The sequence below is a fragment of the Paenibacillus germinis genome (assembly GCF_013141785.1).
Lineage (GTDB): Bacteria > Bacillota > Bacilli > Paenibacillales > NBRC-103111 > Paenibacillus_E > Paenibacillus_E phytorum.
This window is the reverse complement of record NZ_WHOC01000048.1, coordinates 1-26,886: the sequence shown is the minus strand read 5'-3', so window position 1 is coordinate 26,886 and position 26,886 is coordinate 1. Positions and strand designations below refer to the sequence as shown.

Annotated in this window: 26 protein-coding genes; 21 read left to right on the top strand and 5 right to left on the bottom strand. The window is 44.5% G+C overall.

Features of this window, described 5'->3' with window-relative positions:
- Positions 1 to 6 precede the first annotated feature (6 nt).
- The 13 genes from GC102_RS10085 to GC102_RS10025 all read left to right on the top strand — a co-directional run bounded on the left by GC102_RS10085 (position 7) and on the right by GC102_RS10025 (position 15,723).
- Positions 7 to 1,566, top strand: coding sequence for an ABC transporter substrate-binding protein (locus GC102_RS10085; RefSeq protein ID WP_246320844.1), 1,560 nt, complete (start codon positions 7 to 9; stop codon positions 1,564 to 1,566).
- A gap of 141 nt (positions 1,567 to 1,707) precedes the next feature.
- The gene (locus GC102_RS10080; protein WP_171689398.1) at positions 1,708 to 2,559 is read left to right on the top strand and encodes a copper amine oxidase N-terminal domain-containing protein; all 852 of its coding nucleotides are present in this window, start codon (positions 1,708 to 1,710) and stop codon (positions 2,557 to 2,559) included.
- Positions 2,560 to 2,956: 397 nt separating this feature from the next.
- Positions 2,957 to 4,993 (top strand): beta-galactosidase, encoded by a 2,037-nt coding sequence (locus tag GC102_RS10075; protein WP_171689464.1) that lies wholly within the window; start codon positions 2,957 to 2,959, stop codon positions 4,991 to 4,993.
- Positions 4,994 to 5,150: 157 nt separating this feature from the next.
- Positions 5,151 to 6,920: a cache domain-containing sensor histidine kinase gene (locus tag GC102_RS10070; protein WP_171689397.1), complete on the top strand. Its 1,770-nt coding sequence runs from the start codon at positions 5,151 to 5,153 to the stop codon at positions 6,918 to 6,920.
- 6 nt (positions 6,921 to 6,926) lie between these two features.
- The gene (locus GC102_RS10065) at positions 6,927 to 8,480 is read left to right on the top strand and encodes a response regulator (RefSeq protein WP_171689396.1); all 1,554 of its coding nucleotides are present in this window, start codon (positions 6,927 to 6,929) and stop codon (positions 8,478 to 8,480) included.
- 116 nt (positions 8,481 to 8,596) lie between these two features.
- On the top strand, positions 8,597 to 9,925 hold the full coding sequence (locus GC102_RS10060) for an ABC transporter substrate-binding protein (protein WP_171689395.1): 1,329 nt from the start codon (positions 8,597 to 8,599) through the stop codon (positions 9,923 to 9,925).
- A 98-nt stretch (positions 9,926 to 10,023) separates the two neighbouring features.
- Complete coding sequence (locus GC102_RS10055) at positions 10,024 to 10,911, top strand: carbohydrate ABC transporter permease (RefSeq protein ID WP_171689394.1); 888 nt, start codon at positions 10,024 to 10,026, stop codon at positions 10,909 to 10,911.
- 12 nt (positions 10,912 to 10,923) lie between these two features.
- Positions 10,924 to 11,769 (top strand): carbohydrate ABC transporter permease, encoded by an 846-nt coding sequence (locus tag GC102_RS10050; RefSeq protein ID WP_171689393.1) that lies wholly within the window; start codon positions 10,924 to 10,926, stop codon positions 11,767 to 11,769.
- Between the two features lie 54 nt (positions 11,770 to 11,823).
- Complete coding sequence (locus GC102_RS10045; RefSeq protein ID WP_171689392.1) at positions 11,824 to 12,849, top strand: glycoside hydrolase family 88/105 protein; 1,026 nt, start codon at positions 11,824 to 11,826, stop codon at positions 12,847 to 12,849.
- A 13-nt stretch (positions 12,850 to 12,862) separates the two neighbouring features.
- Positions 12,863 to 13,981: a rhamnogalacturonan acetylesterase gene (locus GC102_RS10040; protein WP_171689391.1), complete on the top strand. Its 1,119-nt coding sequence runs from the start codon at positions 12,863 to 12,865 to the stop codon at positions 13,979 to 13,981.
- 303 nt (positions 13,982 to 14,284) lie between these two features.
- A complete protein-coding gene (locus tag GC102_RS10035; protein ID WP_171689463.1) occupies positions 14,285 to 14,743 on the top strand; it encodes a MarR family winged helix-turn-helix transcriptional regulator in 459 nt (152 codons plus the stop codon).
- A 14-nt stretch (positions 14,744 to 14,757) separates the two neighbouring features.
- Positions 14,758 to 15,396, top strand: a complete 639-nt coding sequence (locus GC102_RS10030) for a nitroreductase family protein (protein WP_171689390.1) — start codon at positions 14,758 to 14,760, stop codon at positions 15,394 to 15,396.
- Positions 15,397 to 15,432: 36 nt separating this feature from the next.
- Positions 15,433 to 15,723, top strand: a complete 291-nt coding sequence (locus tag GC102_RS10025; RefSeq protein ID WP_171689389.1) for a putative quinol monooxygenase — start codon at positions 15,433 to 15,435, stop codon at positions 15,721 to 15,723.
- An 84-nt stretch (positions 15,724 to 15,807) separates the two neighbouring features.
- Here GC102_RS10025 and GC102_RS10020 read toward each other — a convergent pair whose 3' ends face one another.
- Positions 15,808 to 18,069 (bottom strand): carbohydrate-binding protein, encoded by a 2,262-nt coding sequence (locus tag GC102_RS10020; RefSeq protein ID WP_171689388.1) that lies wholly within the window; start codon positions 18,067 to 18,069, stop codon positions 15,808 to 15,810.
- Between the two features lie 189 nt (positions 18,070 to 18,258).
- Between GC102_RS10020 and galU the strand changes: the two genes are divergently transcribed.
- The 4 genes from galU (at position 18,259) to GC102_RS10000 (ending at position 21,143) form a co-directional block, all read left to right on the top strand.
- Positions 18,259 to 19,131, top strand: coding sequence for a UTP--glucose-1-phosphate uridylyltransferase GalU (gene galU / locus GC102_RS10015; RefSeq protein ID WP_171689387.1), 873 nt, complete (start codon positions 18,259 to 18,261; stop codon positions 19,129 to 19,131).
- Between the two features lie 6 nt (positions 19,132 to 19,137).
- Complete coding sequence (locus tag GC102_RS10010; protein WP_171689386.1) at positions 19,138 to 20,106, top strand: glycosyltransferase family 4 protein; 969 nt, start codon at positions 19,138 to 19,140, stop codon at positions 20,104 to 20,106.
- Between the two features lie 111 nt (positions 20,107 to 20,217).
- Positions 20,218 to 20,976 carry a C1 family peptidase gene (locus tag GC102_RS10005; RefSeq protein WP_171689385.1) on the top strand — a complete coding sequence of 253 codons (759 nt, stop codon included), beginning with the start codon at positions 20,218 to 20,220 and terminating at the stop codon, positions 20,974 to 20,976.
- Between the two features lie 26 nt (positions 20,977 to 21,002).
- Positions 21,003 to 21,143 (top strand): hypothetical protein, encoded by a 141-nt coding sequence (locus GC102_RS10000; RefSeq protein ID WP_047672235.1) that lies wholly within the window; start codon positions 21,003 to 21,005, stop codon positions 21,141 to 21,143.
- Between the two features lie 165 nt (positions 21,144 to 21,308).
- Here the strand turns inward: GC102_RS10000 and GC102_RS09995 are convergent, their stop codons facing one another.
- From GC102_RS09995 to GC102_RS09985, 3 genes are all read right to left on the bottom strand, one after another.
- Positions 21,309 to 21,515, bottom strand: a complete 207-nt coding sequence (locus tag GC102_RS09995) for a DUF1657 domain-containing protein (protein ID WP_057303170.1) — start codon at positions 21,513 to 21,515, stop codon at positions 21,309 to 21,311.
- A gap of 156 nt (positions 21,516 to 21,671) precedes the next feature.
- Complete coding sequence (locus tag GC102_RS09990; protein ID WP_171689384.1) at positions 21,672 to 22,685, bottom strand: LacI family DNA-binding transcriptional regulator; 1,014 nt, start codon at positions 22,683 to 22,685, stop codon at positions 21,672 to 21,674.
- A 51-nt stretch (positions 22,686 to 22,736) separates the two neighbouring features.
- Positions 22,737 to 23,570 (bottom strand): phytanoyl-CoA dioxygenase family protein, encoded by an 834-nt coding sequence (locus GC102_RS09985; protein WP_171689383.1) that lies wholly within the window; start codon positions 23,568 to 23,570, stop codon positions 22,737 to 22,739.
- A 251-nt stretch (positions 23,571 to 23,821) separates the two neighbouring features.
- Here GC102_RS09985 and GC102_RS09980 point away from each other — a divergent pair, with 251 nt between their 5' ends.
- Genes GC102_RS09980 through spoVAE form a run of 4 tightly spaced genes read left to right on the top strand, consistent with a single transcriptional unit; the run spans position 23,822 to position 26,542 of the window.
- Positions 23,822 to 24,670, top strand: a complete 849-nt coding sequence (locus tag GC102_RS09980) for a DUF421 domain-containing protein (RefSeq protein ID WP_171689462.1) — start codon at positions 23,822 to 23,824, stop codon at positions 24,668 to 24,670.
- A 27-nt stretch (positions 24,671 to 24,697) separates the two neighbouring features.
- Positions 24,698 to 25,171 carry a stage V sporulation protein AC gene (gene spoVAC, locus GC102_RS09975; RefSeq protein WP_171643678.1) on the top strand — a complete coding sequence of 158 codons (474 nt, stop codon included), beginning with the start codon at positions 24,698 to 24,700 and terminating at the stop codon, positions 25,169 to 25,171.
- A gap of 4 nt (positions 25,172 to 25,175) precedes the next feature.
- On the top strand, positions 25,176 to 26,195 hold the full coding sequence (gene spoVAD, locus GC102_RS09970) for a stage V sporulation protein AD (protein ID WP_171689382.1): 1,020 nt from the start codon (positions 25,176 to 25,178) through the stop codon (positions 26,193 to 26,195).
- Entirely contained in the window at positions 26,192 to 26,542 is a 351-nt protein-coding gene (spoVAE, locus tag GC102_RS09965; RefSeq protein WP_171643680.1) for a stage V sporulation protein AE, read from the top strand. The genes spoVAD and spoVAE overlap by 4 nt, the downstream gene beginning before the upstream one ends.
- Before the next feature lie 138 nt (positions 26,543 to 26,680).
- On the opposite strand, the gene GC102_RS39060 is transcribed toward spoVAE, so the two are convergent.
- The coding region (locus tag GC102_RS39060; RefSeq protein WP_216628011.1) for a hypothetical protein at positions 26,681 to 26,886 on the bottom strand (206 nt) is incomplete at its 5' end.

The following is a 26,886-nucleotide window of genomic DNA, read 5'->3' as shown; positions in this document are numbered from 1 at the left end:
AAAAAAATGGCATACACCAAGAAATTAGCTAAACTCAGTCTAGCAGCACTTTTCGTGATGGGTACTGTTCTGACGGCTTGCGGTACGAAGGATGCATCACCAACACCAGGTACGTCTGCGGTACCTCAAGCAAGCGCTTCCGCAACTTCAAGCAATGGTATTGATACAAGTAAAGAAGTAAAGCTGAAAATGGTTTTGCTTGGTTCGAAGCCAAAAGCTTTTGATGAGGTTTATGGTGAAGTCAATAAAATTATGAAGGAAAAGATTAATGCGACGCTGGATGTTAGCTTCCTAGATTGGGGCGAATATCAACAGAAATATCCGCTTATGTTCGCAGCAAATGAGGATTTCGATCTCGTCTTCTCGGCGACATGGTCCTACTATGCGCAGCAAGCTACGAAAAACGGCTATATGGAATTGACAGAGGATATGATTAAGAAGTTTGCTCCGAAAACATGGGCGGAAGAGCCAAGAGTAGCTTGGGAGCAAGCAAAAATCAACGGTAAAATTTATATGGTTCCACAAAACAATTTTGAGTACAGCTACCATATGGTCGGTATCCGTGGAGACTTGCGTCAAAAGTACAATTTGCTGGAGCTGAAAACGTATGATGACTATGTGACTTATTTGAAAACGGTTGCGGAGAAAGAGAAGGATTTCAAACCGAGTATCGGTGTAAGTGAGTTTAATGCTATTGAGTTGGTTCAACCGAATGAGTGGAACTTCGTCGTTCCGCAACTGCCAGTTGCTTATAAAGTAACGGATGGTTCGGGCAAGCTATTCAACTATGTAGATACGCAGGAGTTCGCTGATTTTGCTAAGAAAATGAATGATACCCAAAAAACAGGTGCTTGGTCCCGAGATGCCATTGCAAATAAAGTCGACAAAACACAAGCATTCAAAGATGGTAAACTAGCTTCCGTAGAATGGAATTTAGGAACATTATTGCGTGCAAAATCCGAAATGCAAACCACACATCCAGATTGGAAAGTGGAGCTGTATGATCTGAGTCCAGACAAAAAACGTCTATCCAATCCGTTCATCAATAATGGGATGTCCATTCATGCCGGTTCCAAAAACTACGAACGTGGTTTAATGGCGATTGACTTACTTCGTTATGATCCGGAAATTCATGACCTGACCAACTACGGGATTAAAGGCAAACACTATGAGCCTGTGGGCAACGATCAGTTCAAACCGCTTCCTGCTTCTGCTGATTTCCCTCCGTCCGGTACGGATCCATGGGGATGGAACTCCTTACATGAGCGTTTGGATTCCACGGTAGCTGCTGAAACGCAAAAATTCACAGAAAACTGGAAAAAGACAGTGACTGTCAACCATCCTTTAGAAACATTTACGTTTGATGATACCAAAGTGAAAAATGAAGTTGCTGCTGTTAGCAACGTTATGGAGACTTATGGTAAACCGCTCTTCTACGGTTTGGTTGATCCTAACGATGAAAAACATGGTCTGAAAGTATTTAACGATAAACTGAAGCAAGCTGGTATCGAAAAAGTTGTCGCTGAAATGCAGAATCAAGCTAATCCGTTGATTGCGAAAAAATAAGTTGAAGAGAGGTCCGCTTCCTGATTACAGGAGGTGGATTTTTTTAAATTAGCTTTGAAAGTACCTGACCCCTCCAAAAATAGGAAAGATGTCGAATATGTAAGAGAGTTAATAAATCCAAACAACCGAGGAGTCGTTATTATGAAAATGAACAAGCCCTGGATGATCACAGCTACATGTATTGTTGTAACTAGCCTTATGACAGGATCTGCCTTTGCAAAATCCGAGAATGGCAACAATGCGGATAAAGCGGATTCGTCCAAACCAGCAGTAGAACTGAATGTGAAGGTTAATGGAGGTACTGATGCAACTGTAACTTCCGATACATATGATAACCAAGGCAAAAACGGTTATAAAGGTCTTCTTAAAGCGATCGAAAATGTAAAAGATAAGCCAGCCGGAGCTGTTATTGCCGATCTTCTTTTGACTAACTACGGTGCTCACATTAGCGATGAATTAAAGGCTGAACTTGATGCGATTAAAGATCGTGATGCTGCACTTTCTGCTGTTGCCGATGTTTTGGACGAGCAGGGTAGTGTAACCGATGCGGTTTATGTTCAAAAGGAAGCAGTAAAAGCAAACATAAAGAACTTGAATTCCTACAAGAAACTTGGAAAACTTTTTGAAAAGCTAGGCAAAAAAGGCGTGTTTTTGTATGTGAATGGTGAGGAGCCTACTTTGGAAGTGAATCCTTTCATTAAAGATGGCAGTACATTGGTACCATTCCGTGCGATTTCTGAGTCGCTAAAAGCTGAAGTAACATGGAACGCGGAAGAACGTTCAGTAACGGTTACTCGTGACGGCATTACAGTGAAGCTCTTTATCGATAGCACGAAAGCTACTGTAGACGGTAAAGAAGTAACATTGGAAGTTCCTGCAGCTATCGTTGAAGGTAACACAGTTGTACCGGTTCGTTTCATTAGCGAAGCTCTAAAAGCTACGGTTAAATGGGAAGAAGAAACGAAGTCCGTCGTGATTTACGAAGAACAATAAGTTTTTGTTTCATATGGAGCTTACCTACGGGTAGGCTCTTTTTGTTTATACCAATAACCGACAAAACACATGTAGAACCAACCTAATCATTGGTGTTCCCAATTATTGGTTTTTTGGTTTGAGCGAGTAGGGGGGAGGAGTCTAGTCTGACCGTCTTTTCTTTGGTTAATAGGACCGATTGTTGTACTCCGTATATGAAGGCGTCCAAAAGGATCGCCTAGATTCGACAGTAAATCGAAAGAAATGACGGGAAATCGATAATTTGTCGGGTATTTTTGTGGTGATGAACCTGTTAAACTTGGATGCAATGAACCTAATATGAGTCCATACATTTATCCTAGAGGTGATCATCTTGTCACAGAAACATCCGCCAATAAGCCCGAAATTACCCGTTTTCATGCACGGTGCCGATTATAATCCTGATCAGTGGCAGCACGATCCACATGTGTTGGAAGAAGATATTCGCATGATGAAGCTGGCCAAATGTAATGTGATGGCTGTAGGCATTTTTGCTTGGTCAGCGCTTGAGCCGGAGGAAGGTGTGTTCACCTTCGATTGGCTCGACCGTGTATTGGACAAATTCGCGGCCAACGGCATTTATGCGTGGTTGGCTACCCCGAGTGGTGCCAGACCAGCATGGATGGCGGAGCAATACCCGGAAGTGCTGCGGGTAGGCCCTAACCGGGTGCGCAATTTATTCGGTGCGCGTCATAATCATTGCTATACGTCCCCCGTCTATCGGGAGAAAGTCGCGATCATGAACAAGCAGTTGGCGGAGCGCTATGCGCAGCATCCTGCCGTAGTGGGCTGGCATATCTCCAATGAATATGGAGGGGAATGCCACTGTAACTATTGTCAGGAAGCTTTCCGCGGATGGCTGAAGCGCAAGTACGTAACGCTGGATGCGCTCAACATGGCGTGGTGGACTTCATTTTGGAGCCATACGTATACGAATTGGTCGCAGATTGAATCTCCTGCACCGCATGGCGAGAATCTGGTCCATGCGATGAATTTAGATTGGAAACGGTTCGTGACGGATCAAACGGTTGATTTCTGCCGTCATGAAATCGCCCCACTGAAGGCGGAAAATACCGAGCTGCCTGTAACGACGAATCTCATGGACGCTTACGAAGGTCTTAATTACTGGAAGTTCGCCGATGTACTGGATGTCATCTCTTGGGATGCTTATCCAACTTGGCATGATGCGTCAGATCAGAGCAATCTAGCCGCATGGTTCTCGTTTAATCATGATATGTTTCGCTCGTTAGGGGGCGGTAAGCCTTTCCTGCTTATGGAGAGTACACCGAGCTTAACGAATTGGCAGCCTGTTTCGAAGCTGAAAAAGCCGGGAATGCATCTACTGTCTTCCTTGCAAGCTGTGGCACATGGCTCTGACTCCGTTCAATATTTCCAGTGGCGCAAAAGCCGAGGAGCTAGCGAAAAGCTGCATGGAGCGGTGATTGATCACGTTGGTCATGAGCATACGCGTGTATTTCAAGATGTAGCTGAGCTTGGCGGCGCTTTGGAGAAGCTGACAGATCTCATCGGGACACGAGTGCCCGCACAAACGGCACTTTTTTTCGACTGGGAAAATCGCTGGGCCGTTAAGGATTCGCAAGGTCCTCGTAATATGGGGATCAAATACGAACAAACGGTTTTAAGTCACTATCGTGCCTTTTGGGAACAAGGCGTTCCCGTTGATGTCATCGATATGGACTGTGATTTTAGCAAATATAAGCTTGTTGTCGCGCCAATGTTATATTTGGTACGTCCGGGTGCCTCCGAGCGAATCGAACAGTTTGTCGCGAATGGGGGAACTTTCGTCACTACGTATTGGTCTGGCATCGTGGATGAGAATGACCTTTGCTTCCAAGGCGGCTTCCCGGGACCTCTTCGCAAAACGCTGGGCATCTGGTCTGAGGAGATCGACGGACTGCATGATCATGAGATGAATCGTGTCCTCTTCACGGAGGGCAATGCGCTTCAGATCACAGGTGAATATGAGGTTCGTGAGCTGTGCGAGCTGATTCATACAGAAGGTGCAGAGACTCTTGCCGTCTATGGTGATGACTTCTATGCAGGCCGACCTGCGCTCACAGTCAATGCAGTTGGTAAAGGTAAAGCATACTATATAGCAGCTCGTACGGATCAAACTTTCCAGAGCAGCTTCTATAAGCAGATCCTTAAAGAAGCTGGAATCGATGGTGCTCTACAAACAGATTTGCCTGCAGAGGTAACAGCTCAAATTCGTACGGACGGTGTGAATGAGTTCATTTTCCTCATGAATTTTAGCAGTACAACCCACACCATTACACTGGATGAACAAGTATATACGGACATGCTAGCCTCGGATTCAGCGTCGTCTGTGAAGATCAGTTCTAACTTGCAGCTCCAGCCTTACGGGGTTCGGATACTGAAGAGAAGTAAACGCTAGAATTCGTTGGAGAGTACCTAAGTTCATAAACGAAAGAGGATGTCTGGTTACTAATTCCAGCGTCCTTTTTTCATATTTATAAAGGGAATTGGAACATCCATCACGAAGACTCTCTCCAACATGAACCTTATTCAGCGAAGAAAAGTGGTGACGTTGCATGAAATCAGGCATAAGCAAGTGGTTTAATGAAATACGCAATCTGCGTATTAAAGCGAAGCTTTTTCTACTAATTACAATATCTATGGCTGTCAGTTCTTGCATCTCATTGGTGGGGCTCCAGATTGCCTATTCGATTTATGATCAGCAAATTTATGAGAAATCATCTCAGGTTTTGAATCTCTCATCCACCTTGATTGAGAACGAGTTAAACAAAGTGGAACGATTGACCTTTAGTATCATGTCAGATGAACAAATTCAGCAAAATTTGATCGTGATGAACGAGGATGAATCCGATTACAATCGTATCCAATCGCGTGCCAAGCTTGTGGATCGGCTCGTGCAATACATTAATACGGAGACGTATATCATTGCAGCCGATATAACCGATGTGAAGGGAAGCAGCTATTCCAGCGGAAATTTGACAACGCTCTCATCCGAGCGGAGAGACCTTATCCAAACGACGGCTGACCGAGGCAATGGCACCTTGGGGTGGGTGAACCCGGACGCGGAGGATTACAGTTTAATTGCTGCCAGACAAATCCGTTCCTTCGACAAATTGGAGCTAAACAAGCTGGGCACCTTGGTGCTGCATGTGAATTTAGACAAAATTGTTAACCAATACGCAAGAGAAGCGGTAACGAGGGACGGCGAACTTGTCATTGTATCAGATAGGAATTTAGTATACCCGCGCGCAGCTAGTTTGAAATCCTTGCTTAATGAGGGCAATCCAGCGGAGTCGGCATCCAAGGGCTTTCGCATTATGGAACAAGATGGAGAGAAATATTTCGTTTCCCATATTCACTCTGATTATTTGGGTTGGACGTATTACAACACCCTGCCCTTCCAAACCATCTTTTATCATATTATTTTGATGAAAAACTGGATGATTGCCGCATTCCTGCTTAGCTTTTTCCTCCTTGTCGGGTTTGGGATGACGGTTGCAAGAAGCGTAACAAGGCCGATAGAAGGCTTAATTACCAACATGCGCGGCCTGCAAATTAGTGATCTAGAGAAGTCCGAGCTGCCGACGATCGCACCATTATCACAGCAGATGGATGAGGTAGGCTTGCTGCAGCGTACGTATCGCATGATGCTAGTGCGTATTCAAGAGCTGATCAAAGAGAACTACACAAAACAGTTGATCATCAAAGAAACCGAATTTCGTTCTTTGCAGGCGCAGATTAATCCGCATTTTCTGTACAATACGCTAGAATCAATCAACTGGATCTCCAAGATGAATGGACAGAAGCAAGTGTCTCAAATGGTTGAATCACTCGGTTATCTGCTCCGTTCGTCGATTAGTCTGAAGCAGGATATCATCACGGTGGAAGATGAACTTCAGCTTGTGCAGCATTATATTACGATTCAAAGGGTCAGATTTGAAGAACGGCTCGATTTTCGACTCGATGTTCCGGAACCAATAAGAAGTAACCGTATACCGAAGCTGACGCTGCAGCCACTTTTGGAAAATGCGATTAAATATGCGTTAGAAGTTATGCTAGAGCCATGTGTCATTCAAATTATCGGCCAGGAAGAAGGCGAAACCATTTTGCTCATCGTAGAAGATAATGGCCCTGGTATTGATGAAGCTTATTTAGAGCAGATCCTGACAGGAGAACGTAAATCCAGAGGGACAGGTATCGGTCTGAAAAACATTGATGAACGGATCAAGCTTTCTTTTGGCGATGAATTCGGAGTCCAAGTGGATAATCGCGCGGGCGGCGGTGCTCGAATTACAGTCCGTATTCCTATTACGAAAAGAGGGTAACTGCTTATGTATAAAGTGCTGTTAGTTGATGACGAACGGATGATTCTGGAGGGTATTTCTTCCATTGTGGACTGGCATTCGGTGGATACACAGTTAGTTGGAACAGCGCGAAATGGTGTTGAAGCCTACGCCTTCGTGTGTGAACATACACCCGACATTATTATTAGTGATATTCGCATGCCTGGTATGGATGGACTTCAGCTTGTAGCCCGAGTAAAAGAAACCCACCCGCACATCCGGTTCATTATGCTTTCTGGATTCGATGAATTCGAATATGCTCAAATTGCCATGCAGTATGGGGTGAAGCATTATTTATTAAAACCATGCAACGAGAACAGTATTCTGAAGGCATTAAGCGAAATTGCTGAGGAATATAAGCAGGAAGAGAGCAAGGAAGGCTTTATTCAGTCGATGAAGGCCAATTTGCGGAAGGTACTGCCCCATGTGAAGGAACAGTTTCTGAAGGAGTTCGTGACGAACAAGTCCTATGGAAGCCGGGATTGGGATTATTATCAGGATTTATTTGGTCTGCAGGTTAGCGGGAAGAAAGTGCGCTTATTGCTTTTCCGTCTGGAAGACAAGTTCGAATATGAGCATCTTTTTGCCGTGAAAAATATTGCTGAGGATATTCTCGATGAACCTCTTCTAAGCTCAACCATTGCCGAGCAAATTCTGATTATGATTGAGGATCAGGAAGATATGGAGCGATTACAAGAGCAAATCAAAGAGATACGGCGCATTTTCATGCTCTATTACAAAATTGATACGACTGTCGCTTTAAGTGAATCAGGAGACATCGTAGAGGCGAGACGCCTTTACTTGCAAGCGCTTGATTGTTTGGGCCATCGCTTTTATCTCGGTGAAGGCGGACTGATTACGATGCGTGATATCCTGGATTCCACCCGACTGAGCAAAACTGATTTCGTCTATGACGAAGATCGGATTCTATTCCCGATACGGGCAGGCAATTGGGAGGAAGCAGAAGTGAGCATTGAAGCGTTTCATGATCAGCTTGCCAATTCCCGACTCGATATTCAGACGACCAAGTCGTATGTTATTCAAATTTTTATTTCCATGACGCGACTATGTGCGGAAGAGCAAATGAATCATTACATGGGGCTGATCGGTCAAATATCTCAATTGGAAACCCTGCAAGCGAGCATCCATTTGCTGAAGCAAATCGCATCCGAAATCACGCTAATTAACTTCGAACAAAATAAAAATAAACATTCGCAAGTCGTTCAGAAGGTTATTGATATTATTAATGTGGAACTAGCGAACACTGAACTTTCTCTAAACTGGGTAGCCCATCAGATGTTGTATATGAACCCGGATTATCTGGGGAAATTGTTCAAGAAAGAGACGGGAGAACGTTTCTCTAACTATGTGGTCACCGTAAGGATTAAGAAAGCAATGGAGATTATTAGACATCATGATGATGTTAAAATGTTCGAACTAGCGGAACAGCTGGGTTTTGGTGACAATCCGCAATACTTCTCCCAAGTGTTTAAAAAGATCGCAGGCTGCGCTCCTTCCGAGTATAAGAAGTTGACGCTATAAATCTTGTTTTCACTGTTTTTTGAACATTTATCGCGGTAAATTAGATTCAACTTTCGCTCTTCCAAGCTGATAATAAGAAGTGTGGAGCGCAGGTGACTCATAGGGGGAAGCTAACTATGAAACGCATACCAATACCAGTCCTGCTCCTAGTCATGTTGTTGTTAACCATAATCGGATGCAGCTCGAGTCAGCAATCAGCGAATGGGGGAACTGGGACATCAAGAACGATAGAAACTGCGAAAAGTGAAAGCAAGCATGACGTTAAGCTTCGAATCGCTTGGTGGGGCGGTCAAGCCAGACATGACTACACTTTGAAGCTGATAGAGTTATACCAACAGCAGAATCCAGGCGTGAAAATCGATACGGAGTATGCCGGCTTCGATGATTATTGGAAAAAGCTGGCACCGCAAGCTGCGGCCAACCAACTACCGGATATTATCCAGATGGATATATCGTACTTAAATCAATACAGTTCGAAGAATCAGCTGGAAGATTTAACAGAGCTTACGAGTAACGGAACGCTAGATGTTCGTTCAGCTTCAGCGGAATCGATAGACTCTGGACGAATTGGCGGCAAGCTTTACGGTATTCCTCTTGGGGTGAATGCGATGGGGGCGACCTTCGATGCAGCGCTGCTGAAGCAGGCTGGTATCGCTTCGATTCCTGTGAACTGGACTTGGTCTGATCTGGAGCAAATCGCTAAGCAAATGAAGGGGCAAGGTAAAGTACTCGATCATATGCGATTCGATCAGTTCTTTCCTTACTACTTGCGTACGCAAAATCAGCACTATTTTAGCTCGGATGGTACGAGTCTTGGTTATAGCGATCCCCAATATTTTATAGATTACTTCACGATGTATCTCAAATGGTACGATGCCGGCTATATGCGGAACTGGGATCAAGAGTCTTTAACCAAATTGACACCGGAGGAGAATCCGGTTGCCCTCGGTGATGGGTTCATGACAATGGCGTGGTCCAATCAATTCGTGACTCTACAGGAAGCCGCTAAGAAGTCTTTGAGTATGATAGGGCTGCCTGGTCCAAATGGGAAGCAAGGACTTTATTTGAAGCCAACCATGCTGTTCTCAATTTCGAAAAGCTCGAAGCAGAAAACAGAAGCAGCTAAATTTATTTCTTGGTTTATTAATGATTTGGAAGCGAATAAGCTCATAAATGGTGACCGCGGGATTCCAATTTCGGCAGCAGTTAAGGAAGGTCTAAAACCCACATTGACAGAGGCAGATCAGAAAGTCTATGACTACGTCACTTGGGCGCAGCTGAACAGCAGTGTTATGGATCCACCGGATCCGCCAGGGTCTGCAGAAGTAAGCAAGCTGCTTCGGGATATGCAAGAACAAATCTTGTATAGGAAGCTCTCGGTGGAAGAGGCCGCAGCCAGATTTATGAAGGATGCTAACGCAATTCTCGCCAAAAATAAGAAATAAGAACTTTTAAACAGCTTTACAAAGGGGGAACCGGCTAGCTTCATGCAAGCCGCCCTCCCCAAATAAATAGAAATTGACGAACGTAAGGGAGTGGAACTATGAAACTACGTGAAAATGATCACATAGTCGGTTATGTGTTTATATCACCTTTCATCCTGGGTTTTCTGATCTTCACGCTGTTTCCGATGTTTTCATCGCTGTACTTTTCATTTACCGAGTACGATCTACTATCGGCTCCACGATGGGTGGGACTTTCCAATTACGAGAAAATGTTCTCGGATGACGACAAAATCATGGACTCGATCCGAGTGACACTGACTTATGTACTTACGTCCGTTCCCTTGCGACTCATTATTGCATTGCTCGTCGCCATGCTTCTGAATCGCGCGGTAAAAGGAATTGGCTTATACCGAGCCACGTATTACTTACCGTCATTGATTGGCGGCAGCGTAGCGGTATCCATTATGTGGCGACAAATATTCGGAGATAAAGGACTAATCAACGCTTTTCTAGGAAACATTGGCATCCACACCAGTACATCTTGGATTGGTTACCCGGCAACGGCGCTTGGAACGTTAGTACTGCTGTCGGTTTGGCAATTTGGTTCCTCCATGCTGATTTTTCTCGCAGGACTCAAGAATATTCCGGGAACTTATTATGAGGCTGCAAGTGTTGATGGCGCTGGACCGATTCGCAAATTTTTCCACATCACACTGCCTTTGTTAAGTCCGATTATTCTCTTTAATTTAATTCTGCAAACGATTTCAGGCTTCTTAACCTTTACCCCGGCCTACATCATTTCCAATGGGGAAGGCGGGCCGCTGAACAACACCTTGTTGTATTCACTCTATTTATTCCATCGAGCATTCGTCTTCTTCGAAATGGGTTACGCTTCGGCCATGGCTTGGTTCATGTTGATACTGATCGGACTCATCACCTTAGTGATTTTCAAAACATCGAAATATTGGGTTCATTACGAAAGCTAGGAGGGGTAGTCCATGGTTATACGAGTGAAAAATGTGAAAACGCTGCTGTATCATCTCATCGTTTGTATCATCGCAATAACGGCGATTTATCCGATCCTGTGGCTGGTTGCCAGCTCACTGAAGCCGAATGATGAAATCTATACAACGGCTACCAGTCTGATCCCAAGTCGGCTCGAGTGGAACAATTATGTGTCGGGTTGGAAAGGTTTTGCGGGCAATACGTTTGCTACATTCATGAAAAATTCGTTCATTATTGTTATTCTTTCGACGATAGGTGCGGTGGTTTCCTCCGCTTTAGTAGGATATGGATTTGCCCGGATTCGTTTTGCCGGAAGCAAATTCTGGTTTTCAGCGGTTATGCTTACTTTGCTGCTTCCTCAAGACGTAACGATTATTTCGCAATATATTTTATTTGCCAAAATAGGCTGGTTATCTAGTTTTAAACCAATTATTGTTCCACAGTTCTTTGGAATTCCGTTCTTCATCTTCTTGATCATGCAGTTTATTCGTACGATTCCTCCGGAGTTGGATGAAGCCGCAAAAATGGACGGCTGCAGCAAATACAGCATCTTTTACAAAATTATCGTACCTTTAATTGTTCCGGCACTCGTAACGTCGGCGATTTTCTCCTTCTATTGGAGATGGGATGATTTCTACACGCCGCTGCTTTATTTGAATAATCCAAGTCAATATCCGGTTTCCTTAGCCCTAAAGCTTTTCTTGGATAGCGAGTCGTTGAATAACTGGGGTGGGATGTTTGCCATGTCGACGTTATCACTTGTCCCGATTTTCGTTGTTTTCATCATCTTCCAGAAGTACATTGTTGACGGGATTTCGACGAGCGGTTTGAAAGGATAAGAAAAGATGATTACAAACATAGAAAATAGCCAACTACAGGGAGGAAATGAAGAGATGCCAGTCTTACAATTCGATCCAGATGAAATTCGCAAGGTGATTGACCGAGTTGTTCATAGAACGTTCCGGATGGACTTTAATTGGGATTGGCCGGGCGGCGTAGCCTTCTATGGCGTAACCGAAGCCTATGAAGCGACGGGCAAGGAGGAATATCTGCAGCTGCTGAAAGATTGGATCGATGAGAAGCTGGAGGATGGCCTGCCTAAGCTGTCCGTCAACGGGATCTCGATTGGACATTCCTTGCTGACACTGTACAAAGAAACCGGTGAAGATCGCTATATCGATATTGCTACCCAAATGGCTGAATTCCTTCAGAATGAGGCTGAGCGTTTCGGAGAAGGCATTTTCCAGCACACGGTGAACTCGGAAACGTATAACTTTCCGCAGCAGGCATGGGTGGATACCATGTTCATGGCAGGTTACTTCCTCCTGCGGATCGGTTCCGTGCTAAAGCGTGACGATTATTTCGAAGATGGGTTGAAGCAATATCACGGTCACGAGAATTATTTGCAAGATATGACAACTAATCTCTACTACCACGGTTGGGATCATCTAGCACAAAATCATATGTCAGGCATATTCTGGGCCCGTGGCAATGCTTGGGCAGCGATCACGATGGCGCGTGCGTTGAGACTGGTGCATGTGACACATCCTTCATTTATGATTCTCGAGGGCTCGCTGCGTGATCAATTGAGCGCACTTGTCCGCTTGCAAGATGAGAGTGGACTCTGGCATACCGTATTGACGGACAAGGATGCTTATTTGGAAACAAGCGGTTCTGCGGGTATCGCGGCGGCACTTATCAGTTCAGGTCCTCTTTACAACAAATATACGAATAAATCAATTCAAGGCATACTTTCACGCATCACGGAAGATGGGACAGTCACTCACGTTTCAGCTGGGACAGCGGTAATGAGGGATATTGACGGCTACAAAGGGGTTCCTTACAAACGGATTCAAGGCTGGGGACAAGGGTTAGGGCTTACTTTCTTAGCATCCTTGCTTAATCGCAAAGACTGGTAGGAGGTAAGCGTATATGAGCGTAAACCTCAGATTCGATTTCGGTCCAGAACAGAGTTCGAGCAATACAAAAGAAGGTTACACGAGAGTTAGCGGTCAAACGTATTACAATGAGAAATTGGGCTACGGCTTTCTGGATGGTTCAACGGTGTTTGAACGAGATCGTGGGCGTCCCGCGGCGTTACGTCAAGATTTCTGCATTCCAGTTGGTGCTGTTTTCGTTGTGGATGTGCCGAATGGCAGCTATACGGTTCAGATACTCATGGGGGACCTGATAACTGCGACTTGCACAGGATTGAAGATGGGGCCCGGAAGACTTGTATTGGCCGATGTTCTGACAGAAGCAGGAGAGTTTGTTACTAGCAGCTTTGCCGTTCATGTGGCAGATGGACAGCTTAAGCTTGCTTTTTCTGGCGTTGCTCCGCGAATTAATGCTTTAGAAATCACTTTAGCACCGCAAGCGGCAACCTTATATATCGTGGGTGATTCCACCGTTACCGACCAACCGCAGGATGGTTATCCTTACACGGGTTGGGGACAAATGCTGCCGCTTTTTATAAAAGCGGACGCCGCTGTAGCCAACTACGCGGTATCAGGCCGCAGCTCCAAAAGCTTTTTGGAGGAAGGACGCTTGGCACCCATCCTTGAGCACATAAATGCGAATGACTACCTGTTCATTCAGTTTGGGCACAACGATCAGAAGCTGGATGCGGAGCGGGCTACTTCCCCTTTTACAACATATAAAGAGCATTTGAACATCTACATTCAAGAGGCGAGATTGCGGGGAGCTGCCCCGATACTAGTAACGCCAGTTCAGCGAAGATTTTTTGACAGTGCTGCTAAAATCATAGATACGCATGGTGACTATATCACCGCGATGAAGCAGCTCGCAGAGGAAGAGAACGTTCCCCTGATAGATTTGGCAGAAGTGAGCAAGCAATTGTTTGAAGCGCTAGGTCCGGAGGAAACGAAATCATTGTTCATGTGGGCGTGGCCAGGTGAGTTCCCTAACTTCCCCAAAGGCGCAGAGGACAATACACATTTCCAGGAAAGAGGCGGAATTGCCGTTGCCAAGCTGATCGTAGACTGTATTAAGAAGCAAAATATTCAGCCGCTTATACGTTATCTGCGTTAGGAACTACACATATAACCCCCAGCCAGTGATGAATTACACAAACAACCCCAGCCAAGCGTGATAAATGTCACAATAGGCGGGGGTATTTGTTTTGGTGTAAATTCGGGAGGATTGACCATTCTAATCCTATATATGGCCGGAAACCAGGCAATTCATCGCAGTAGAAAGTAAGCAGTAGTGCAGAATTCCACAATTTACTACGGCTTAATTTTACGAAACACTTGAAGTTTTAACGAAGTTCCTCTATATTAGTTGATATATCAATGATTGATGCATCAACAATTGACGTATCAAGTATTCGTCATGAATGAACCGTCTCCAAGGAGGTATATTTTGACCCAATCCGATGTCAACGAAACGGCTTTATTTGATAAATTTCTGAGCCTCAATAAACAAATAAGCACTAAATTTGAACGTTGTACGGGTATTAGTCCGTCGCGGCTTCGTCTCTTGCATCAGCTTTATCAGGTGGAAGAAATTAGTCAAACAACGCTTCAAAAAGAGGTTAACATTGATAGCGCAGCCGTTACACGACATTTAAAACAACTTGAAGCAAGCGGAATGGTTTCACGGCGCATGAATCCTGACGATAATCGGGTCACTCTCGTACGTCTTACCGATCATGGACGAACAGAAATCATTTCATTCAAAGAAGAAAAAGCACAATTCATTACTCAAATGCTTAAAGATTTTAACGAAGAAGAGCGTAATATGCTCTCAGATATGCTCCAACGCATGTTAACGAATATTAGCCAATATTAAAGGGGAAATGATAAATGAACAACACCATGACAACGAACGATTTTAAAGAAATTATTACAGGACGCCGTTCCATAAAAAAGTACAATCCATCCGTCAAAATTAGTCGTGAAGAGATGACAGACATCCTGAAAGAAGCAACACTCGCACCATCTTCCATAAACATGCAGCCTTGGCGATTCGTTGTTATCGAAAGTGTCGAAGGTAAAGCAACACTTGCGCCGCTTGCTAAATTTAACCAAGTTCAAGTCGAAACATCATCAGCTGTGATCGCTGTATTTGGTGATTTAAACAATTCGGATTACGCCGACGAAATTTTTGGCAAGGCCGTCGAGTTGGGTTATATGCCTTTAGAGGTAAAAGAAATGTCACTAGCTAAAATAAAGCCACACTTTGCAGCACTGGATCCGGTTGTAAATAAAGAAACAGTTCTTATTGATGCTGGTCTAGTGTCTATGCAGCTGATGCTTGTAGCGCGCGCTCATGGTTATGATACAAATCCAATCGGTGGCTTTGAAAAAGATAAAATTGCCGAAGCTTTTGGCTTAGATAAAAATCGGTATGTTCCCGTTATGCTTATTTCAATCGGTAAAGCAGATGATGGGGGTCATCAATCCGTACGGCTTCCCATCGAAACCATCACGCAATGGAGCTAGTCACTACTTTATCGAAGAATGGAGGACCAACGTCTAATGATTATTATTCATGCAGAATTCAATGTTGATCCAGCAAAACACGAAGCCTTTCTCAACGAGATTCAACCATTAATAGAAGCTTCGAGAGCTGAAAATGGTAATATTTCATACGATTTGCTCAAAGATACAGAAGTAGAAAATAAGTTTACTATGGTTGAAGTTTGGCAAGATCAAGCAGCAATTGCTAGTCATAATGCTAGTGATCACTTCACTTCTTTCGTTGGTAAAGCTGGAAATTTCCTCAATGCTCCCTTACAGGTAAAAGCTTACCATGGACAAATCTTATAAAAAGTAGGTCTAGTGTTTTAATACTAAAATGTAAAAGGAGCTCTGGCCAGTTTACAGCTGGCGAGCTCCTTTTTTCCTGCCCAATCAGTCCATCTTCTCAATCGAAACTTGATCAATTTGCAAAGAAGTTAAACCCGGCGAATCCACATAGAAGCCAATATCCAAGGTGCCATTCGTTACGTTAACGGTTGCTTGAACGCGTTGATATCCTTTGGTCGGACTAATGTTCTTGTATATTGTCTTTGCACCATGCTCACTAAGTTCCATCCGGACTGTTGTCGGCTTGTTTCCATATAACGTCTCTTTGACCCATGCGCTGACGGTATATGATCCATTCGTAAGACCAATTAATTTCTGATGAATGCTTTGCTTGTAGGCTTTGGTGTCCCAGAAATAGAGCTTGTATTTACCTTTATACGCATCGTAGGAATCAACGCCGTACTTTGCTGTCTGACCTGCTGGATGCCATTCCGACCAGCCTCGAATGTCACCGCTTTCAAAATCCCCATTTTGAATGAGCGAAGAGTCAATGTCGGCTAACCGATTCTTGTCGAGCACAAGACCATCCAAGTGAATCTCACCCGCATCTGAGGCTGTACGTTCTAGGGTGATCAGGTTCACACCCTTTTTCAAATGAATACGATCATTCTGGTTCATCCACGTCTGCCAAGCTGAAGTAGAACCAAACGAAACTGCACGCGAAGGTTGAACCACAACTCCCTTATCATCCGTAGCGCTTACATGAAGAGTGCTGTTCATCCCAGACGCATTCGCATAACGATAAGAGAGCGCATAGTCACCTTCCTCGGCTGCTTGGACGGCATAGACGATTTTCGCCCCCGTCAACCCCAACCCATCCACAAAACCAAATCCTTGATAACCCGCATAATTATTATTAAAATGCGTTCCGCCTAGCCAAGTAGCAACCTCAGCAGCATAACTTGCTTTCGTGCCTTCTGGTTCGATTTTCAAAACTTTTGATGCATGTTTCACAAGGGGCGGGCTGTAGGCAGTAAGTTTACCAAGGCTAGTTCCTGTCCAGAGCTCGGTCGTATTCGCTGATTCAGTCAGTCCCAAATCTTTCAGATAATTGACCGAACGAGTGGCTGTCATATCGGATCGATTAAATAAACCGACAACCCAGCTGCCATCTGGTAATTGTCCAAGCCATTTTTCTGAATTCCTTGCTCCCGGATCGCTGCTAAATGAATGCCCATTATTATAGTAAGGTTTGCCTACGAACCCTTGATTATGGAGCGCAAGCATGTTCTTGTTTTTGTAAAAACTTCCGTAATTTCCAATCGTAGAATACTGATCCGTGATCGCTATTGGTGAACCCGCCATGGTGAATAATTGAATGATGCTTTTGCGCTCTTCATCCGTTTTGAAGGTATTCATGCGGATGAAATCCCCATCCAGAATCATATTTGAACCGCGGCCAGCGATATCTGAAAACCCAGTAAATCCTTGGAATGGATTGGCCCACTGCGACCAGCTGTTCACCCAATTTTGACGTTGACCGCTTAAGTTTTCCCAACCGCCATGGGCGAGATCCTCATTAATTCGGACCATATCCCCATACGGCAGTTCACCAGCTGCATGATTGTTCAAATGAGGCATTACGAGGCTAAGTTCCATCTCATCGCCGGCTGCTTCCTGCATCCACTTTAAAGCCGTCTGATAGTTCTCGGAACCATGATTAACCCCAATCGTCTTGCCTTTATCTGTCCCGGTTTCATACCATGACAGAAAATCAATTCGCAAGTAGGGAACACCTAGCTGTTTGAAGTAATTCACATACCCTTGAATATAAGCCTTGGCGCCGGGTTTCGTAACATCTACCCAATACAAATCATCATTAAATTTATCTGCGGAGCTGGCAATTTCACTAATTTTGTAATTCGTTCCAACGACTGTTTTTGATGGATCTGCCGCGGCACTCCGCGTTACCCACAAGGGGTTATAGTAAACACCGAGCTTCATGCCTTTATTTTGAATATAGGTTGACCAATAAGCCCAGTCGTGCTGCCAGTTATCATTGTGGGATAAAATATAACCGTTCTCATTTGTGAGCTGGGCACCTTCAATCCAACCGTCGGAGGCGATCATATCATAGCCCGATGCTTTGTAATCGCTTGCAATCCAATCAATGTTTTTCTTCCATTCTGCCTCGTTCATAGGGGCATTACGTGTGTATTGATATTCATAAGTGCTCCAATAGAGGGGCCCTGTTCCATTTCTAGTAAATTGACTCTCTCTGGCTTCCGTCGTCTGAGTACCCAAGGTCAGCATGAATAAGAGACTGGTGCAACCAAGCAGCACTTTCGTGAATGATGTCATCGTCATAGTGATCGTTCCTTTCTGTCAGTTAATCATGTTCACACCCTCATCATAACTGAAAGTTTACTAAGTGCATATGACCTGTTTTAACCAGTATATTTTGAGTGAAAAAGATACATGTCCGTGGCATTTCAATCTGGTTTGCATATTTTAAACATAAAGCTTAGTAATTATATTTGAGAGATGGTGATATGTTTGAAGATTCGAAAAGCGGTCATACCTGCAGCAGGTTTGGGTACGCGATTCCTACCGGCAACCAAAGCTCTGCCAAAGGAAATGCTGCCTATCATAGATAAACCAACCATTCAATTTATCGTAGAAGAAGCGGTAGCTTCAGGCATTGAGGACATCATCATCGTGACAGGGAAAGGGAAGAAAGCGATCGAAGATCATTTCGATACCGCTTTTGAACTGGAGAGCTATCTTAGAGCGCGTGAGAAGTTCGATCTTCTTGGGCGTGTGCAGGAGCCAACCCAGCTAGCCAACCTTCATTATATTCGCCAAACGGAGCCGATCGGACTAGGACATGCTATTTGGTGCGCCCGTTCTTTCGTTGGGAATGAACCCTTTGCCGTGTTATTAGGAGATACGTTTTTTGATGCCGAAACGCCTGCACTGGCACAGTTAATCCATTACTATAATCGATATCATAGGTCTATTATTGGTGTTCAGGAAGTAGAGGATCAATTCGTTTCGAATTACGGAATTGTATCGGCTAAAGCCCTGTATGAAGGTTTTCATAGTGTAATAGACCTTATTGAGAAACCAGCTCTTCCAATGTCACCGTCTAATTTGGCCATACTGGGTCGTTACATTTTGACACCTGAGATTTTCGAAGTTTTGGCCACACAAAAGGCCGGCGTAGGTAAAGAAATTCAATTGACGGACGCACTGATTACGCTGAACAAAATCGAAGCCATGTATGCCTGTGAGGTAAAGGGGCAATGGCATGACGTTGGAAACCATAGAGGATTTATTGCATCGATTCTTTCTGAAGCGAACAAGAGAGCCGATTTGAGGCCTTGGCTTCTCGAGCACATAGAAAAAATGTTAAGAGAAAAGGAGTGATAAATAATGAAGCGTCTTAACATTGTGCAAGTGATTTCTAACTTTCCAAATGCACGGAAGCTGCCGCCCACGAATCAGGGAGGGACAGAAAAAATCGTTTATGAATTGACTGAGAATCTCGTGCGAAGAGGTCATAGGGTTACTATTTTTGCTTCATTAGGGAGTCGAACAAGCGCTAGACTTGTCCCGTTCCCAAAGGGGCTTCGTAACCATGGAATAGCAAGTTATGTCTTGAATAATATGCCGCGAGATGTTGACGTTATTCATGATCATACGTTTAGATCTACACTTGGACGGCTCAATCTGCGTACTCCGACGGTATGCACTGTACATCTCCCTGTAAAACAGTGGGTGAAGCATCCTGTGTATGTTTCTAAACGAGCAAGAAAGGTGATGGGCAATAATCGCGGACACTTTGTGTATAATGGACTAAATCCTAATGAATATGAATTCAGTGATAAAAAGCACAATTATATGTTATTTATGGGACGTATTCTGAGAGAGAAAGGTGTCCTGCAGGCCATTGAGATTGCGGAGAGAACGAATAAAAAACTTATTATTGCTGGTCCGATAAAAAATAAAACATTTTTCCACAATGTAATTGCACCTCGAATTAGAAGAAATCCCAACATCCGTTTTGTTGGTCCAGTTGGAGGGAAGAACAAACAGAAGCTGCTCAAATATGCAAGTTGTTTGCTGTTTCCAACACTGTGGGAAGAGCCCTTCGGACTCGTCATGATTGAGGCTATGGCCTGCGGTACACCCGTAATCGCCTTGAAACGTGGCGCGGTACCCGAAGTTATGGCGGGGTTTCCGCAATTAATCTGCCGTTCCGTTTCTGAAATGGTTGCCAAGGTAAAAGCAGGCAATTACCCGCATCCGGCCGTGCTTCGTCGTTATGTCATTCGTAGATTTACAACCTCCCAAATGACAACAAAATACTTACAAATATATCAAAAGGTAATGAAAAAGTAATTTGCAACAACCTGCACGCATTCCATAGGGATGCGTGCTTTTTGCACGCTGCTGCCTATGGTTGAATATACTGCAGTACAATTCTGCAAACACACCGTGGGAGGCTACGGGATGCGTAAATACACAGTTAAACGGGACCAACGAGATTTTCGGGATTATTTTTACCGAAGCGTCAATTATATCAGGGAATCGCAATTGCCACGCAAAGTTGATTTGCGCAAGGAGCTGTCTCCTATCGTGAATCAGGGAAATTTAGGCTCTTGCACATCGAATGCCATTGTAAGCGGCCTGCGTGAGTATTGGCTTCGTCAAGAACGTGATTCAACGATACGGCTATCTCGTCTTTTTCATTATTGGCATGAGCGTAAATTAGAAGGTACGACCAATTGGGACTCTGGAGCAACTGTACGTGATGGCATGAAGGTGCTGCATAAAATAGGGGTATGTCCAGAAGCCGAATGGCCTTATCGTATAGCCAAATTTAAAGAAAAACCTGATTCTGAGGCGGAAGCTAATGCAGGACCCTACCGGATCGAAGGATACCATCGGATCCATGATTTGGCAGGGATCAAAGCTGCATTAGCTGATGGGCAGCCTGTTGTCTTTGGAATCTGGATTTATCAATCCTTCGAAAGTCCATTGGCGGCAAAAACAGGGCGGATCCCGTACCCAAATCGGAAAAAAGAGCAGATGTTAGGCGGGCACGCCTTATTAGCCGTCGGATATAAGGATGGTAAGAAGAAGGGACAGGGAACAGTCATCGTGCGGAATTCATGGGGAAAAGCATGGGGAGATCAAGGGTATTGTTACATGCCCTATGCCTTTTTCAAAAACAACGTGATGACGTTCGATTATTGGACCGGTAAATGAACCAACTTCAGGGAGGTGCAGAATCTATGTTAAGTGTGGAAGATGCAAATAAAATCATTGCGTTCTTATCTGCGGCTTATTTGGCAACCGAGGATGCAGAGGCAAGAGAAGAATTTCATCGTTTGGCCAACGAGCTAAGGAAATCATCCGGTCAACCATTGGAATAAATAGGAATCTCATCCGAAACGAGGGGCGGCTGGAATGCCAAAAGATAAGCTGATACTGCTTATATTAATTCTGTTCGTTTTACTTACTCTAATACTCGTAAGTATGTTCTAATGCAAAATCAGCCGTCTGCGAGTGTTCGCAGTCGGCTGGTTTTGGTTTGTTAACTAGAAGCCTTTGTACTGTGGTTCTTCATTTTCCAATTGCTGCACACGGGAGGCGACTTGATTTACGATGTCTTGTGCAGATAAGGCGGCCGCTTCATACAACTGTTTGGCTTCTTGATTTTGCGTGCCTAAAGCAAATGTTTCTAAGCTTGCTTGCGCACTTTTAAGTGAAGCCAATGTTGTTTTTACTTGAGAAGCTACTGTCATGTTGTGCACCTCTTCTTTAAGATTTGTGTAGGATAGCAAGCAAATTGATCGTTTTTCAATTGATTGCGATCTTTAATATGCCCTAACTTTTCACCCAGATATACAACAATTAATTCCAATAAATATTGTTCATAACGGCCATCTGATTCGTACATCTTAATTGCTGTATGATTTGACTTTCAAAGGGTTCTCTACGGTAGAAGCTCTAACTGAAAGCTTACCTTCCAGTCGTGGTGTCGTCCTATTATCTCCGTCAATGAGTGATAGCAGCAGTTCTGTCGCCTCCAAGCCAACCTCCATCCGTGGATAACAGATAGTTGTCAAAGCTGGCGAGACTTGCGAAGACATTAGAATATCTTCACACCCGGCGACAGCCAATTGTTGTGGGACAAGAATGCCGGATTCGCGGCAAGCTGCGAGGCAACCCGCCGCCATCAAATCATTTGCTGCTATGAGAGCAGTAAAATCAAAACCTTGCGTTAGTGTTGTGGTTAACGCTTCGAAAGCCCGCTCAAAGCGGCCGGCTCCTTCGAGAATGAATGGCTCCGGCAGATTCAATCCTTCGAGACGCATAGCTTCGCGGAAAGCAATGAGCCGATGAGCAATCGGATCCTGCGGGTCGCCAGCGGTCATGAAGGCAATCTGCTCATGCCCCTGTTCACGCAGATGAACAATTAACCGCCGCATTTCAGCTATCCAATCGACATCAACGACAGGGATGCTCGGCATGGAAACACCTGGATGCATCAGAGATACGACCGGGAGCTCCATTAGGTTGTAAAAGGCCTGACTTTCCTCACTTAACGTTTGACCGAGCAGAAGAATGCCGTCCACACGCCCCATTAGTGTATTTTTTAACTCTTCTTCACGTGCAGGTTCAAAGGAATGAAAAAATACTGAATAATTGCTAAGTTTAGCTTTTTTCTCAATATATAATAGTAATCCACCCTCGAAGGGATTTCCCACGAAATGGACGAGGACAGCAATTTGCCCTGTTTTTCTGGTTTTGAGGCTGCGGGCTGTTTGATTGGGACGATACCCTAGCTCATTGATTACCGCAAGTACTTTTTGCCTGGTTTCTTCTTTGACGATGCTTCGATTATTAAGCACATATGAAACGACAGCTACCGAAACACCAGCCCGGTCTGCGACTTCTTTCCTGGTAATCATAAGGAACTCCCTTTTCTTGTTTCTTCAAGGGTATCATAAATTTGGACAAATCTAAATGTACTCACTTTTCGTAGCAGCATCGCCTAACCATAGCTTTTTAAGAGGGACCATTGACTCATCTGGAACATAGAATTTGAAATAGTTTTCACTAATTGCACCGAGCAGTTGGCGGCGTATCGGATCTGCCCCTGTGAGTAGAGTTGGCGAAGCAGCATGGTAATCGATAGGTCTCATCCAGATTGGGCTATAGCCGATAAATAATTGGCGACGTGTGAAATCAGAACGATTCGGCGAACCAGCATGCCAAAGATTTTGAGCAAATATGAATACATCCCCAGGTTTACCGCAAATCTGCATTTCTCCTGGTATTGGCACATTCACGTCGGTTTGAACGGGATGGTAATCTGGCCACTTATGACTGCCCGGAATGATTTTCGTATTCCCGCGGTCTGGCTCAGACATATCACTCAAAATATAACAAACTTTAATGTAATAGGTGGATGTTAGTCCATTAATACATGGGAATTTGGGCGCTGGTCCATCCTGATGCCAGTTAATGAAGCTGTTGGTCTCAGTCTTGAGATCATCAGGATTTGGTTTGCGCACGGTCAGATGTGAGATATGAAGTTGGATGTTATAGCCCATCAAATTAACGATAAGTGGAAGCATTGTCGGATTGTCCATTAAGGACAAAATAGAGGAAGCTCGTTCTACACTATTGTAAATGTTGTAGGATAACGATTCTTGCTCATCGGAAAGGATGCCGTCAACGGCACTATTCAATTCTGCTATTTTTTCTTCCGATAGAACATTGCAAAGCAGTAAGTAACCGTCATTTTCAAATTGTCGTGAGAGCTCAGGGATATTCAGAGTTACTGTCGTCATTCTCATCTTCCTCCTTAAATTTTACTCGTGTAAAATTAGCTGAAATTTAATGGATAAGGAGCAATTTACTCTTTATCCATATAGTATAAAACATATTTTACTCGTGTAAATTTAAACTTGCAAGCTTATTTTATCACTCGCATCGTTAACATATAAATCCAACTCAAATTGATCATACTTGCTGTCAAAATAGCACATAATGAGGTTGTTTCGAGCTTTAGGAAGGGGAGGGAAAGCTTGTGGCGGATTGGATGAGTATCGTAATCAGATCGTTTTTTGCACTAGTCTTTTTGTTTGTACTGACGCGAATTCTTGGAAAAAAACAAATATCTCAACTTACTTTTTTTGAATATGTTCTTGGAATTACGATTGGTGACTTAGCTGGGGCAATATCCACCGATGTCGATGTAGAGTTCTGGCATGGCGTTATCGCTATACTCGTTTGGGTTCTCATCCCTTTAACACTAGAGATTTTGACACTCAAAAGTAAGACATTACGGCTTTGGTTTGAGGGTAGGGGAACTGTTGTCATTAAAGATGGTAAAATTCTGGAGGACAATTTGAAAAAAGAACGCTACACGGGCGATGAGCTACTGGCGCAGCTGCGCACCAAAAGTGTTTTTCGCATGGCAGATGTTGAGTTCGCTATGCTTGAGGCTAGCGGTGATTTAAGTGTTCTACTTAAAAGTGAACTCCAGCCTCTTACACCAAACCATTTGGGTATGAAGCTGAACATTGAGAAACCGACGCAGTCTGTCATCATGGATGGTGTCATTCAAGATGAACCCTTGGCCGCAACAGGAAGAGGAAGAGGATGGCTACATACGGAACTGGTTAAGCTAGGAGTAACGAAGGAGAATGTGTTCCTCGCACAAGTAGACACGCATGGCGAATTAACGGTCGATCTTTATGATGATAAATTAAAAGTGCCTCAACCGAGTGAAAGGCCTGCCTTATTAGCCACTTTGAAGAAATGTGAGGCAGATCTTGAACTATTTTCATTGACGACTAGTCATCCGCAAGCAAAAAAGATGTACGAGGCATGTTCGGTGCAGTTAACGAAGGTCATTCAGGATCTGTATATGATTCTAAGAACTTAGGGCATTAGAGGAAGCAGGAGGGAAAACATGGCCAACAACAAGAAGAAGAACTTGACAATGACGCAGCAGGAGTATCAGAAACTAGCGAAGAGGCAAGAGCCAAAAAGACCCGTTCTAATAAATTGCATGCGAGCCTTTCTCGTTGGAGGGACAATCTGTTTAATTGGTGAATGTTTCATGGAGATGTTCGTTAATTGGTTTGGTTTTACCGAAAAAACAGCAGGGAATCCAACGGTTGCCGTGTTAATTATCATATCCGTCATACTGACGAGCTTTGGTGTGTACGATAAAATGGCCCAATGGGCCGGAGCGGGAAGCTCCGTTCCTGTAACAGGTTTCGCAAATTCGTTATGCTCAGCAGCTATTGAACACAAGGCGGAAGGACTTGTGCTTGGAGTTGGCGGTAATATGTTCAAGTTAGCTGGCTCCGTCATTGTATTCGGAACCGTCGCAGCCTTTGTTGTAGGTATCGTACATCTTATCATTTCGGGTGGGGGTTGACCGTATGCTGAAGGGACATCAAAGCTGGGTCTTTGAGAATCGCCCCGTGATACTATCCACGGGGACGGTTGTAGGACCTGATGAAGGCCAAGGACCAATTAGTGAAGATTTCGATATCGTCCACGGCGATTTGACCGTTGGTCAAAAAACGTGGGAAAAAGCCGAAAAGGCGCTGCTAGAAGAAGCTGCGCAGCGAGCACTTGCAAAAGCCGGGCTTACTGACGGCCAGATACAGTTCTATATTGGAGGCGATCTGATGAATCAGATCATCTCCAATACCTTCGCTGTGCGTACGCTGAATATGCCGTACATCGGCATATTCGGCGCTTGCTCCACATCGATGGAAGGGCTCGCGTTAGCCGCGCAGCTGGTTGACTCGGGCGCAGCCAACTACGTGATGGCCGGCACCTGCAGCCATAACTGTACGGCGGAGAAGCAGTTCCGTTATCCGACGGAATACGGATCGCAGAAGCCGCCGACAGCTCAATACACAGTCACTGGCGCTGGGGTCGCTGTGCTGGGTAAGACCGGTGACGGTCCCGTCGTCACCTCGGCCACAATCGGACGAATCGTTGATATGGGCATCACGGATCCGTTTAATATGGGCGCTGCGATGGCGCCGGCAGCGGTAGACACCATTCAAACTCACTTCCGAGAATTGAATATTGAGCCTAGTTATTACGATCTAATCGTCACCGGTGATTTGGCAACAGTGGGTGTGAACATTGCGCGCGAACTATTCGATAAGCATAAGTTTCCAATTGATCAAACAACATATAACGACTGCGGGTTGATCATTTATGATCGCGAGAAGCAGACCGTTCAAGCGGGAGGGAGCGGTTGTGGCTGCTCTGCAACTGTCACTTATGGTCATCTCCTAAAGCGCATAAAGAGTGGCGAATTGAAGCGAATCCTAGTCGTAGCGACCGGAGCTTTGCTCTCGCCGCTTACTTTCCAACAAGGGGAAAGCATCCCTTGCATTGCACATGCTGTTTCAATTGAGTCTGGAGGGTTGTACGCATGAACTTTTTTTGGGCTTTTCTAATTGGCGGAGCTATCTGTGTATTTGGCCAACTTTTGATGGATGTCGGCAAATTGACGCCTGCTCATACCATGAGCACGCTTGTCGTGCTGGGCGCTATAGCAGACGGCTGTAATTTGTATGATCCGTTCATTGAATTTGCAGGTGCGGGTGCAACCGTTCCGATTACCAGCTTCGGCAACGCCCTGGTGCACGGGGCGTTAGAAGAACTTCATAAGGATGGCTATATAGGGATCATCACTGGTATTTTTAAAGTGACCAGCGCGGGGGTATCCGCGGCGATTATCTTCTCCTTTATAGCTGCTGTATTTGTCAAACCCAAAGGATAAGATGCTTAACGCCTATAGGTTCCACTACAACACTTAACAGAAAGACCCTAGATTAAGCAGTTAAAAGATGGCTCCTGTATTCGGTTTTCGCCGGGAGTCATCTTTTTTATGTCCAATTATAACCATTGCTAATTCGATTTAATGAGTCAAAGTTGTTACCAAATCTGCTGCCCTTAAATGTTTCTTCAACTGATCAGGAATCATTCCGCCGACTGAAAGAAGCAGCGGCCATAATAACAGCATCGCCCTAATCTCAAAACAGGCTTTACTATCTGATATTTGTCCATGCAATTCAAATGCCATTGAAATACAATAAACCATCTGATAGCAGAAGGGAGCGAGAT